This is a genomic window from Myxococcus sp. MH1 (genome assembly GCF_059738865.1).
Genome location: NZ_AP026947.1, coordinates 5,766,665 through 5,779,739, shown reverse-complemented (window position 1 = coordinate 5,779,739; position 13,075 = coordinate 5,766,665). Strand labels below are relative to the sequence as shown.

The 13,075-nt window shown below is 70.4% G+C and carries 6 protein-coding genes; 5 read left to right on the top strand and 1 reads right to left on the bottom strand.

Annotated elements, in window-relative coordinates:
- Window positions 1–46 precede the first annotated feature (46 nt).
- From AC6JA9_RS22640 to AC6JA9_RS22620, 5 genes are read left to right on the top strand one after another with little or no spacing between them, the layout of a single operon-like run.
- Window positions 47–8,182: an amino acid adenylation domain-containing protein gene (locus tag AC6JA9_RS22640; protein WP_497957806.1), complete on the top strand. Its 8,136-nt coding sequence runs from the start codon at window positions 47–49 to the stop codon at window positions 8,180–8,182.
- 6 nt (window positions 8,183–8,188) lie between these two features.
- A complete protein-coding gene (locus tag AC6JA9_RS22635) occupies window positions 8,189–9,421 on the top strand; it encodes an aminotransferase class I/II-fold pyridoxal phosphate-dependent enzyme (protein WP_141331188.1) in 1,233 nt (410 codons plus the stop codon).
- A complete protein-coding gene (locus AC6JA9_RS22630; RefSeq protein WP_141331190.1) occupies window positions 9,418–10,308 on the top strand; it encodes an aldolase/citrate lyase family protein in 891 nt (296 codons plus the stop codon). The genes AC6JA9_RS22635 and AC6JA9_RS22630 overlap by 4 nt, the downstream gene beginning before the upstream one ends.
- The gene (locus tag AC6JA9_RS22625) at window positions 10,305–10,832 is read left to right on the top strand and encodes a MaoC/PaaZ C-terminal domain-containing protein (RefSeq protein WP_223749093.1); all 528 of its coding nucleotides are present in this window, start codon (window positions 10,305–10,307) and stop codon (window positions 10,830–10,832) included. Before AC6JA9_RS22630 ends, AC6JA9_RS22625 begins: the two co-directional genes overlap by 4 nt.
- Window positions 10,819–11,817, top strand: a complete 999-nt coding sequence (locus AC6JA9_RS22620) for an NAD(P)H-quinone oxidoreductase (protein ID WP_497957805.1) — start codon at window positions 10,819–10,821, stop codon at window positions 11,815–11,817. Before AC6JA9_RS22625 ends, AC6JA9_RS22620 begins: the two co-directional genes overlap by 14 nt.
- A gap of 10 nt (window positions 11,818–11,827) precedes the next feature.
- Here the strand turns inward: AC6JA9_RS22620 and AC6JA9_RS22615 are convergent, their stop codons facing one another.
- A complete protein-coding gene (locus AC6JA9_RS22615) occupies window positions 11,828–12,898 on the bottom strand; it encodes an ornithine cyclodeaminase family protein (protein ID WP_223749091.1) in 1,071 nt (356 codons plus the stop codon).
- Window positions 12,899–13,075: the final 177 nt, after the last annotated feature.

Genomic DNA, 13,075 nt, shown 5'->3' with positions numbered 1-13,075 from the left:
ATGTAAGACATGTTTTGCCTGGACTCCCCTCCCAGGCCCCTCTCTCATGACCCAGCCACGCTCCCAGGACCTCCGCGTTGAGCGCAGCGTCACCCGTGCGATGGAGCCCCGCACCGAGACCGAACGCGCGGTGGCGCTCATCTGGAGTGAGGTATTGAACATCCAGCAAGTGGGCGCGCTCGATGGCTTCTTCGAGCTGGGTGGCCACTCGTTGCTGGCGACGCAGGTGCTGTCACGCATCCGGACGGTGATGCGCGTGGAGGTGTCGCTCCAGGAGATGTTCGACCTGGGGACGGTGGAGGCGCTGGCGGGGCGCATCGACGCGTTGGTGGCGCTGCGGCCCGGAGAGGTGCTGGAGCCGGTGCGCGCGTCGCGGGAGCGGCCGTCGTCGCTGGTGCCGTGCGAGCGGCAGGCGGAGTTGTCCTTCGCGCAGCAGCGGCTGTGGTTCCTGGACCAGTACGCGCCGGGCAGCCCGCTCTACAACCTGCCGGCGGCCATCCGGTTGGAGGGCACGCTCGATGTGGCCGCGTTGGAGCGGGCCTTCACGGAGCTGGTGTGTCGGCACCAGTCGCTGCGTACGGTATTCCCGGCGCGGGATGGGCGGCCGTTGCAGGTGGTTGCGCACGCGGGCAACGCGCCGATGGCGCTGGAGGTGGAGGACCTGCGCTACCTGCCCGCGTCGGAGCGCGAGGCGCTGGGGCTGCGCGCGGTGCGCGAGGAGGCGCGCAAGCCGTTCGACCTGGTGCGAGGGCCGCTGTTGCGCGCGCGCTTGCTGCGGCTCCAGGAGGGCGAGCACCTGGTGGTGGTGACGATGCATCACATCGTCTCGGACGCGTGGTCCATCGCGGTGCTCATCCGGGAGATGGTGGCGCTCTACGAGGCCTTCAGCGCGGGCCGCGCGTCCCCGTTGCCCGAGCTCCCCATCCAGTACGTGGACCACGCGGTGCGGCAGCGAGACAGGCTGCGTGGCGAGGCGCTGGAGCGTCAGGTCGAGTGGTGGCGCAAGCAGCTGGACGGAGCGCCTCCTTCGCTGGAGCTGCCGACGGACCACCCTCGCGGCGAGGACACGTCGAACCCGGGCGCGGTCATCAAGGTGACGCTGCCGGTGGGGCTGGTGCGGATGCTGCGCGGCTTCTGCCGACAGGAGGGCGCGACGCTGTTCATGGGCCTGCTCGCGGGGCTGCAGGCGCTGCTGGCGCGCTACTCGGGGCAGGACGACATCTGCGTGGGGGCTCCCGTGGCGGGGAGGACCTCCGCGGACACGGAGGGGTTGATCGGCTTCTTCGTGAACACGCTGGTGCTGCGCACGAAGCTGGAGGGGGAGCCGACGTTCCGTGAGCTCCTGAAGCGGGTTCGGGAGACGACGCTGGGTGCGTACTCGCACCAGGACGTGCCCTTCGAGAAGCTGGTCGAGGTGCTCCAGCCGGAGCGACAGCCGAAGCGGACGCCCTTCTTCGAGGTCGCGCTGGTGCTGGTCAACACGCCCATGGCGGCGCTCGAGAGCCCGGGGCTGCGCTTCCGTCCGCTCGATGTCGACAGTGGCACGTCGAAGTTCGACTTCACGCTGACGTTGAGTGAGTCCCCCTCGGGGCTCACGGGCACGCTGGAGTACCGCACGGACTTGTACGAGCCCACGTCGGCCGAGCGCCTCGTCGCGCACCTGGAGCGGTTGCTGGAGCGCGCGGTGCTCGCGCCCGATGTCCGGCTGTCCGATCTGTCGCTCCTCACGGAGTCGGACCGGCGGCTCGCGCTGGAGAGCTGGAACCCCGCGCCGTCGGAGACTCGTGTCGAGGTCTGCGCGCACGAGCTGGTGGAGGCGCAGGCGAGGAGGACGCCGGAGGCGGTGGCGGTGGTGTGGGGAGGGGAGGCGCTGACGTACGCGGAGCTGGAGCGTCGGGCGAATCAGCTGGCGTGGCACCTGGGGGCGCTGGGAGTGGGGGCGGGGGAGCGGGTGGGTTTGTGCATGGAGCGCTCGCTGGAGCAGCTGGTGGGGCTGCTGGGGATATTGAAGGCGGGGGCGGCGTACGTGCCGCTGGACGCGAAGTACCCGGCGGAGCGGCTGGAGTACATGGTGGAGGATGCGGGGGTGGCGCGGGTGCTGACGACGAAGCGTCAGCTGGGGGCACTGCCGGCGGGGGTGAAGAAGAAGGCGCTGTGCGTGGACGAGGAGGCGGGGGAGGTGGCGCGCAGGCCGGAGATTGCGCCGCCGAGGGCGGTGCCACCGGGTGGCACGTGCTACGTGGTGTACACGTCTGGAAGCACGGGGAAGCCGAAGGGGGTGGCGCTGTCGCACGCGGCGCTGTGCAACCTGCTGCTGTGGCAGAGGGCGCACTCGGTGAAGGCGGAGGCGAGGACGCTGCAGTTCGCGTCGCTGAGCTTCGACGTGTCATTCCAGGAGATTTTCGCGACGTGGAGCGCGGGAGGGACGCTGGTGGTGCCGCCCGCGGCGCTGAGGCAGGACGTGCCTGCGCTGCTGGACTTCATGGCGAGCCAGGGGGTGGAGAGACTCTTCGTGCCCTTCGTGGCGCTGCAGGCGCTGGCGGACGCGGTGGCGCACGGGGCGAGGGTGCCGGAGTCGCTGCGCGAGGTGGTGACGGCGGGAGAGCAGCTGCAGGTGACGCCGGCGGTGGTGGCCTTCTTCGAGAAGCTGCCGGGGTGCGTGCTGGAGAACCAGTACGGCCCGTCGGAGACGCACGTGGTGAGTGCGTACCGGCTGAAGGGGCCGGCGGGGAGCTGGCCGAGGCTGCCGCCGATTGGGGTGCCGCTGCCGGACACGAAGCTGCTGGTGCTGGATGAGAAGGGGAGGCTGTGCCCGGTGGGGGTGGCCGGAGAGCTGCACATTGGAGGGGCGCAGCTGGCGCAGGGGTACCACGAGAGGGCGGAGCTGACGGCGAAGCGCTTCGTGCCGGACGGGTACGCGAGGGAGGTGGGGGCGAGGCTGTACCGGACGGGGGACAGGGCGAGGTGGAGGGGCGACGGGGTGGTGGAGTTCCTGGGGCGGTTGGACGCGCAGGTGAAGGTGCGTGGCTACCGGATTGAGTTGGCGGAGGTGGAGGCGGCGCTGCGTGAGTTGGAGGGGGTGAAGGACGCGGCGGTGGGGGTGCACGAGGAGACGCCGGGGGACAGGAGGCTGGTGGGGTATGTGGTGCCGAGGGCGGGGGCGGCGTGGGAGCCGGAGGGGCTGAAGGAGGCACTGGGGCGCAAGCTGCCGGAGTACATGGTGCCGCCGGCGCTGGTGAGGCTGGAGGCGCTGCCGCTGACGCCGAGCGGGAAGGTGGCGAGGGCGAAGCTGCCGGCGCCGGACCTGGCGAGCCTGAGAGGCGTGGCGCCCTTCGTGGCGCCGAGGGACACGCTGGAGACGCAGCTGGCGGAGGCCTTCGCGTCGGTGCTGAAGCTGCCGAGGGTCAGCGTCACCGACAGCTTCTTCAGCCTCGGCGGCCACTCGCTGCTGGCGACACAGGCGATGGCTCGCATCCGTCATCACCTGCGCAGGGAGCTCCCGTTGCGCATGCTCTTCGAGGCGCCGTCCGTGGCCGCGCTGGCCCGACGCATCGAGGCCGAGATGCCTCCGCTGGAGAGCCGCGCACCGACGCCGATGCGGGCGCGGACGAGATTCCGAAACGAGAACGAGCAGGGCGACACGGAGGAAGAGATGCTCTCTTTTGCCCAGCAGCGACTGTGGTTCCTGGACCAGTACAGGCCCGGCAGCCCCCTCTACAACATCCCCGCGGCGCTGCGGCTCAAGGGCGCGCTGGATGTGCCCGCGCTGGAGCAGGCCTTCACGGAGCTGGTGCGGCGTCACCAGTCCCTGCGCACCGTCTTCCAGTCGCGCGAGGGCAGGCCCATGCAGGTCATCTCCCGGAGCGCGCCCCCGCGAATCCTGCTCTCGGTGCAGGACCTGGCCCCGCTCTCCGAGTCGGAGCGAGAGACTGAAGCACACCGCCGGGCGTGGGCCGAGGCCCGTCGCCCCTTCGACCTGACGCGCGGGCCGTTGCTGCGCACGGCGCTGCTCCGGTTGGGGGCGCGTGAGCATCTGCTCCTTGTGACGCTGCATCACATCATCGCGGACGCGTGGTCCATCGCCGTGCTCATCCGCGAGGTGGTCACGCTCTACGAGGCCTTCAGTGAAGGCCGGCGGTCCCCCTTGCCCGAGTTGGCGATCCAGTACGCGGACTACGCTGTCCAGCAGCGCGAGTGGCTCCAGGGCGACGTGCTCGAGCGGCAGCTGAACTGGTGGCGCAAACAGCTCGACGGGGTTCCCGCCATGTTGGAGCTGCCGACGGACCGGCCGCGCCCCGTGGAGGCTCGCAACCCGGGCGCGGTGCTCAAGGTGGACCTCTCGCGTGAGCTCACCCGCTCCCTCGTCAGCCTGTGCCAGCGCGAAGGGGCGACGCTGTTCATGGGCCTGCTCGCGGGGTTGCAGGCGCTGCTGTCGCGCTACTCGGGACAGGACGACATCTGCGTGGGGGCTCCCATCGCCGGGCGCCAGCAGATGGAGACCGAGGGGTTGATCGGCTTCTTCGTGAACACGCTGGTGCTGCGCACGAGGCTGGACGGAGACCCGACGTTCCGCGAGCTGCTGGGGCGGGTGCGGGAGACGACGCTGGGCGCGTACTCGCACCAGGACGTGCCCTTCGAGAAGCTGGTCGAGGTGCTCCAGCCGGAGCGACAGCCCGGACACACGCCGTTCTTCCAGGTGGCGATGGTGTTGCTCAACACCCCACCCATGGAGCTGTCCACGCCGGGGCTCTCCTTCGAGGCGATGGACGTGGACAGCGGCACGTCCAAGTTCGACTTCACGCTGATGCTCCGGGAGACGCCCACGGGCCTGACGGGCACGCTGGAGTACCGCACGGACTTGTACGAGCCCGCGTCGGCCGAGCGATTCGTCGTGCACCTGGAGCGACTGCTCGAGGGCGCTGTCGCCAATCCGCTCCACCGCGTCTCCGAGCTCCCGCTGGTGTCCGACGCGGATCGCCGTCTGGTGCTGGAGGACTGGAACGCGACGAGCACGGGGCCTCGCTGGGAGGTCTGCGCGCACGAGCTGGTGGAGGCACAGGCGAGGAGGACGCCGGAGGCGGTGGCGGTGGTGTGGGGAGGGGAGGCGCTGACGTACGCGGAGCTGGAGCGTCGGGCGAATCAGCTGGCGTGGCACCTGGGTGCGCTGGGAGTGGGGGCGGGGGAGCGGGTGGGGTTGTGCATGGAGCGCTCGTTGGAGCAGCTGGTGGGGCTGTTGGGGATATTGAAGGCGGGGGCGGCGTACGTGCCGCTGGACGCGAAGTACCCGGCGGAGCGGCTGGGGTACATGGTGGAGGATGCGGGGGTGGCGCGGGTGCTGACGACGAAGCGTCAGCTGGGGGCACTGCCGGCGGGGGTGAAGAAGAAGGCGCTGTGCGTGGACGAGGAGGCGGGGGAGGTGGCGCGCAGGCCGGAGATTGCGCCGCCGAGGGCGGTGCCACCGGGTGGCACGTGCTACGTGGTGTACACGTCTGGAAGCACGGGGAAGCCGAAGGGGGTGGCGCTGTCGCACGCGGCGCTGTGCAACCTGCTGCTGTGGCAGAGGGCGCACTCGGTGAAGGCGGAGGCGAGGACGCTGCAGTTCGCGTCGCTGAGCTTCGACGTGTCATTCCAGGAGATTTTCGCGACGTGGAGCGCGGGAGGGACGCTGGTGGTGCCGCCCGCGGCGCTGAGGCAGGACGTGCCTGCGCTGCTGGACTTCATGGCGAGCCAGGGGGTGGAGAGACTCTTCGTGCCCTTCGTGGCGCTGCAGGCGCTGGCGGACGCGGTGGCGCACGGGGCGAGGGTGCCGGAGTCGCTGCGCGAGGTGGTGACGGCGGGAGAGCAGCTGCAGGTGACGCCGGCGGTGGTGGCCTTCTTCGAGAAGCTGCCGGGGTGCGTGCTGGAGAACCAGTACGGCCCGTCGGAGACGCACGTGGTGAGTGCGTACCGGCTGAAGGGGCCGGCGGGGAGCTGGCCGAGGCTGCCGCCGATTGGGGTGCCGCTGCCGGACACGAAGCTGCTGGTGCTGGATGAGAAGGGGAGGCTGTGTCCGGTGGGGGTGGCCGGAGAGCTGCACATTGGAGGAGCGCAGCTGGCGCAGGGGTACCACGAGAGGGCGGAGCTGACGGCGAAGCGCTTCGTGCCGGACGGGTATGCGCGGGAGGTAGGGGCGAGGCTGTACCGGACGGGAGACAGGGCGAGGTGGAGGAGCGACGGGGTGGTGGAGTTCCTGGGGCGGTTGGACGCGCAGGTGAAGGTGCGCGGATACCGGATTGAGCTGGCGGAGGTGGAGGCGGCGCTGCGTGAGTTGGAGGGAGTGAAGGACGCGGCGGTGGGGGTGCACGAGGAGACGCCGGGGGACAGGAGGCTGGTGGGGTACGTGGTGCCGAGGGCGGGGGCGGCGTGGGAGCCGGAGGGGCTGAAGGAAGCGCTGGGGCGCAAGCTGCCGGAGTACATGGTGCCGCCGGCGCTGGTGAGACTGGAGGCGCTGCCGCTGACGCCGAGCGGGAAGGTGGCGAGGGCGAAGCTGCCGGCGCCGGACCTGGCGAGCCTGAGGGGCGTGGCGCCCTTCGTGGCGCCGAGGGACACGCTGGAGACGCAGCTGGCGGAGGCCTTCGCGTCGGTGCTGAAGCTGCCGAGGGTCAGCGTCACCGACAGCTTCTTCAGCCTCGGCGGTCACTCGCTGCTGGCGACACAGGTGGTGGCGCGCATCCGCAATCGGCTCAAGGCGGACATCCACCTGACGACGCTCTTCGAGGCACCGTCCGTGGCCGCGCTGGCCCGACGCATCGAGGCCGCGCCGCGCGCGCCGCTGGCGACCCTGCCCCCCATCGTCCCCGCATCACGCGACAAGCCGGTGCCGCTGTCCTATTCGCAGGAGCGCCTGTGGAAGCTGTTCAAGGCCAACCCCCAGTCCACGGCCTACAACCAGCCCGCGGCGTACCGCTTCAAGGGCGCGCTGAATCCGGATGCGCTCCGGGCCGCGGTCCAGGCCCTGGTGGACCGACACGAGTCCCTGCGCACCACCTTCACCGAGGAAGCCGGTCAGCCCGTCCAGAAGGTCGCCGCGACGTTGCGAATCGACCTGCCGCTGGAGGACTTCCGGGCCCGCGAGGACCGGGAAGAAGAAGTCCTCCGTCGCATCGCCGAGGACGCGCGCAAGCCCTTCGACCTCACGCAGGGGCCCCTGGTGCGCGGCGGTCTGATCCGCCTGGCGGACGACGAGTACCTGTTCATCTTCAGCAAGCACCACATCCTCTCGGATGGCTGGTCCGAGAGCGTCATCACCCGCGAGGTGGTCCACCTCTACACCGCCTTCGCGCGCGGCTCGGCGCCGTCGCTGCCTCCGCTGGTGATTCAATACCCCGACTACGCGGCCTGGCAGCGCCGCTGGCTGTCCGGTGTCGAGCTGGAGTCCCGGCTGTCCTACTGGCGCAACGCCCTGGCGAAGGCGCCGAAGCTGCTGGAGCTGCCTCTCGACAAGCCCCGTCCTCCCACTCGCACGTTCAACGGCACCTGGATTCCCGTGTCGCTGGGCCGCGCGCGCAGTGACGCGCTCAACCTGCTGTGCCAGCGCGAGCGCGTGACGCCGTTCATGGCGCTGCTGTCCCTGTTCGGCACCTTGCTCTGCCGCCGGGCTCGACAGGAGGAGCTGGTCATCGGCTCTCCCATCGCGAACCGCGCGCTCCCGGAGGTGGAGTCGCTCATCGGCCTGTTCGTCAACACCGTCGCGCTGAACGTGGATGTGCGCGGCAATCCCTCCTTCCGGCAGCTGTTGGCCCGGGTGCGCGACGTCACCCTCGGCGCCTACGCGCACCAGGAGGTGCCGATCGACCAGGTGGTGGACACCCTCGTCCCCCAGCGACAGCAGAACCGGGCGCCGCTCTTCCAGGTGATGTTCGTGCTCCAGAACACTCCCGCAGAATCGCTGGAACTGCCGGAGCTGACCTTGATGCCGATGCCGTCGGATCGCGGTGCCTCCATCTACGAGCTGACGCTCTCGCTCCAGGAGCAGGAGGACGGGTTCTCCGGGCTGCTGGAGTTCAACACCGACCTGTTCGAGCCCGACACCGCACGACGACTGTGTGACGCCTTCTCCGCGCTCCTCGACGCGGCGCTGGCGACGCCGGACATGCGGGTCGGAATCGACGCGGTCATCCCAGGATTCGAAGGGCAGGAGTGAGCCGTCATGGAACTCAAGAATCGCTATCGCAACACGGAGTCGATGATCGGCCACGGCAACCCGTCGTTCACGTCGGCGAAGGAAGCGGGGCTGCTGGACCTGTCCGTGCACAACACCGGACGCGGCACGCTGGCACTGCCGGATGGCCGTGAGTTCATCAACATGTGCTCGTGCTCGTACCTGGGGCTGGACTCGCACCCGGACGTGCTCCAGGGCGCCATCGACGTGCTCCAGCGCGAGCGCACCCTGTGCATGTCCATCTCCCGGCTGCGAATCCGGCTGGCGGACCTGGACGCGCTCGAGGAGGAATTGAGCCACCGCTGGCGCGCGAAGACCATCGTCACCAACTCCGCCAGCTCCGCCAGCGCGGGCCTCCTGCCCCTCATCGCGTCCGGCCACCTGCTGCCCGACGGGCACAAGCCCATCCTGGTCTTCGACAAGTCCGCGCACTTCTCGATGAACCTCATCAAGCCCATCTGCGCGGATGAGACGCACGTCATCACCGCGCCGCACAACGACCTGGACTTCCTGGAGGACCTCTGCCGCAAGCACGCGCGCGTCGCGTACGTGGCGGACGGCTTCTACTCCATGGGCGGCGTGGCCATCGTGAAGGACCTGTTCCACCTGCAGGACAAGTACGGGCTGTTCCTCTACTTCGACGACTCGCACTCGCTCTCCATCTACGGCGCGTCGGGCGAGGGCTACGTGCGCGCGACGATGGGCGGCGAGGTCAACTCGCGCACCATCATCATCGGCTCGCTGGGCAAGGGCTTCGGCACGGCGGGCGGCGCCGTCATGCTGGGGCCCCAGCAGCACGCGGACCTGGTGGGCCGCTTCGCGGGTCCGCTGGGCTGGTCCCAGAGCCTGTCGATTCCGGCCATCGGCGCGAGCCTGGCCTCGGCGCGGCTGCACGGGGGCGCCGACCTGGCCGAGCGACAGCGCGCCCTCCGGGCCAACGTGCGCTACTTCGACGAGCGCGTGCCCACGCGGACCGCGGGCGAGGACTTCCCCATCAAGATCATCGACGTGGGGCCCGAGCCCCTGGCGGTGGAGCGCTCGCGGCGGTTGATGGCCGCGGGCTTCTACTCCTCCGCCGTGTTCTTCCCCATCGTCCCCAAGGGGCGTGCGGGGCTTCGCATCATGCTGCGCTCCAACCTGTCCACCGAGGACCTCCAGCGGCTGTGTGACGCCGTGCTGGAGCTGGCGGCGCCCGGGACCTCGGAGCCACTCGCATCATGACCATGCCCTTGCAGTGCAGGTCCTTCCTGGTGACGCCCGCCATCGACCCCTCCCGCTTCGACAAGGCGGTGGAGGTGGGCGCGGACATGGGACTGCTCGACCTGGAGGACGGTGTCCCCCACGCCCTGAAGTCGGAGGCTCGCCGGCTGGCGCTGTCCTATCTGTCCTCCTCCCGCCCACGCGGGCCGCTGTGCCTGCGCATCAACAGCCTGCGCACGGAGGCGGGCCTGCGCGACGTGCTCGCGCTGCTGGACTCCAACGCGCGACTGGATGCCCTGCTGCTGCCCAAGGTGGAGTCGCCCGCCGAAATCCAGCAGCTGGACGCGCTCCTGGGAGACCGCTTCCCGGAGCTGTCGCTCCTGGCCATCATCGAGACGGCGCGCGGTGTGGAGGCCGTGGACGCCATCGCCCTGTCCGCGCCCCGCCTGCGCGGCCTCATCTTCGGCGCCGCGGACCTCTCCGCGCAGATGGGCGTGTCCCTGTCCTGGGAGCCCATGCTCTATGCGCGCTCGCGCATCGCCATGGCGGCGGCCATCGCGGGGCTCAACGCCATCGACTCGCCGTACTTCGGCCTGGGAGACCTGTCGGGGCTGGAGGAGGAGACGCGCAAGGTGGGGGCGCTGGGCTACACCGGGAAGATCGTCATCCACCCGGACCAGGTGGGCGTGGTGCACGCGGCGCTGCGGCCCACGCCGCAGATGGTGGCCCACGCGCGCCGGGTGCTCGCGCAGGCGGGTGACGGAAAGGGCGGCATCCACGTGGTCGGAGGGAGCATGATTGGCCCCCCGCTCGTGACGGTGGCGCGGCGGGTGCTGGCGAGCGTCCAGCATGACGAGGCCATGGCGCCCGTCCACCTTCGCGCGGGCTCCGGGAGCGGGGACTCATGAAGAAGATGGTGGCCGCCCACAAGAAGGTGGGCAAGCAGCGCTACCGCGAGACACACGGGCTGTTCTACGAGGACTTCGAGGTGGGCGACGTCTTCGAGCACCGCCCCGGCCGCACCCTCACCGACGTGGACAACATGTGGCAGTCGCTGCTCAGCCTCAACACCCACCCGCTCCACATCGACGCCGTCTACGCCAGCAAGACCGAGTGGAAGCGGCCGCTGATGTCCAGCCTCGTCACCCTGGCCATCGTCGGGGGGATGAGTCTGAACAGCACCAGCGCCAAGGGCGTGGCGAACCTCGGGTGGGACCGCATCCGGTTGACGGCCCCCGTCTTCGTGGGGGACACCCTCTACGCGGAGAGCCGGGTGCTGGCCAAGAGGAGGTCCCGCTCTCGCGCGAAACAGGGAGTGGTCACCGTGGAGACCAGGGGCCTCAAGGCGGACGGCACCGTCGTGATGACCTTCGAGCGCTCCTTCCTCGTGCCCTTGCGGCGCCATGGCGTGGACGTGGATGCGAACTACTGAGGTGATGACCGCGGTCGTCGTGCGGGCTCCAGGCGGTCCGGAGCAGCTCCACCTGGAGACCCGACCCCGGCCCGTCCCCGGCCCCCGTCAGCTCCTCGTGCGCGTGCGCGCCTCCGCCCTCAACCGCGGAGACACCAGCCAGCGCGCCGGCGGCTACACGCTGCCTCCCGGCGTCACCAGTCCCTTGCTCGGCATCGAGGTCGCGGGCGAGGTGGAGGCCGTGGGCCACGAGGTGCGCGCCTTCCAGCCCGGCGCGCGCGTCTTCGGGCTGGTGGACGGCGGCGGCTACGCGGAGGCGTGCCTGATGGAGGAGGGGATGGCCCTCCCGATTCCGGAGGGCTGGTCCTTCGTCGAGGCCGCGGCCGCGCCCGAGGCGTACTGCACCGCGCACGAGTCGCTCGTCGAGCTGGGCGGACTGGGGCCCGGTCAGTCCGTGCTCATCCACGCCGCGGGCAGCGGCATCGGCACCGCGTGCATCCAGGTGGCGCGCGAGGTGGGCGCCACCGTCTTCGTCACCGTGGGCAGCGACGAGAAGCTGCGCCGGTGTCTGGCGCTGGGCGCCTCGGCGGGCGTGGTGCGCACGCGCGAGAACTTCGCGGACGCGGTGCCCGAGTGGACGAAGGGACGCGGCCTGGACGTGGTGGAGGACTTCGTCGGAGGCGCGGCGCTGGGCCGCAACCTGCGCGCGCTGCGCTTCGGAGGCACGCTGATGCTCGTGGGGCTGATGGACGGAATCCGCGGCGACCTGGACCTGAAGCAGGTGGTGCTGCGCCGCCTCCAGCTCAAGGGCATGGCGCTGCGTCCGTTGCCCTTGGCCGCCAAGGTCGCCGTCGTCCAGCGCTTCCGCGAGCGCTGGCTGCCCCGGCTCGTCGACGGCCGCGTGCGCGCGGTCATCGACACCACCTTCCCGCTGGCGCGCGTGGCGGACGCGCACCGGTACATGGAATCCAACGCGAGCTTCGGGAAGATCCTCCTGGAGCTCTGAGGCGGTGGCTTCAGCTCCCCGTGGCGCGGCGCAGGTTGCCGCGGGCCGCGGCCCCCGGCTCGTGCAGGAGCGAGTAGGGATCCAGCGCGTCGCCCCCCACCGTCTCCAGCCCCACCGACGTGCCCAGCCCCAGCCGCTCCGCGTGACGCAGGAACAGCGCGGTGACGACCTGGTCCTCCAGCGCGTACCCGGTGGAGTCGAACACGGTGGCCTTCTGGCGCCAGGACTCGTAGCGGTCCGGGTTCTTCACCAGGGTGACGAGGTCCGGGCCCACCTGCTCGGGCTTCAACTGCTGGCACTCGCCCTCCACCAGCGCCTGCACGGTGAAGTCCGGGCACACCAGGCTCTTCTCCAGGAGCGCGCGCGGCAGCTCCGTCTTGCCCGGCAGGTCCGAGCCCACGGCGTTGACGTGCACGTGCGGCTTGAGCGCCTTGCCGGAGATGACGGGGCCGGCGCCCACGGCGATGGAGGTCGCGGTGCAGATGATGTCCGAGCGCTCCTCCAGCTCCGAAAGCGACACCTGCTTCACGTCCAGCCCGAGGAACGCCGTGCGACGCGCGAGCGACGCCTGCGCCTCCGGGTTCGTGTCGTACGCGAGCACCTCCGTGAGCGGGAACACGCGGCTGATGGCGTGCAGCTGCGTCACCGCCTGCGCGCCGCAGCCCACCAGGCCCAGCACGCGGCTGTCCGGCGAGGCCAGGCAGCGTGTGGCCACCGCGGAGGCCGCGCCCGTGCGCAGCGCCGTGGCGAACACGCCGTCCATCAGCGCGACCAGGTGGCCCGTCCTGGAGTCATACAGGCTGTTGGTCGCGATGATGGTGGGCAGCCCCTGCTCCTCGGGGTTGAACGGGCTGTAGCTCACCATCTTCACGGTGACGGCGCCGCCCTTCTGCATCACCGGCATCCACTCGAGACACCCGGGCTGGCGCGGATGCTCCGTCAGGAAGCCATCCCGCTTGCGCACCTCGGTGAGCTCTCCGTCGAACGTGCGCAGCGCGTCGGTGAGCGCGCGGATGAGCTCGTCCATCAGCGCGTCCGCACCCACTGCCTCCACGATGCAGCGCAGGTCCGCCCGAGTCACCAACAGTGTCCGTGTCGCGTCGCTCTTCACTCGAGTGTCCCCTGGGCCAATCCGCTGTTTCAGTCGCTGACTCGCGAAACAGGATCTGCTGATAACACAGCTCTGTAATGGGAGCGCAAACTAGCAGGGCTTTCGTGTTCACGACAGGGGGGGCCCAACCCAGCGGAACCCGGTCGT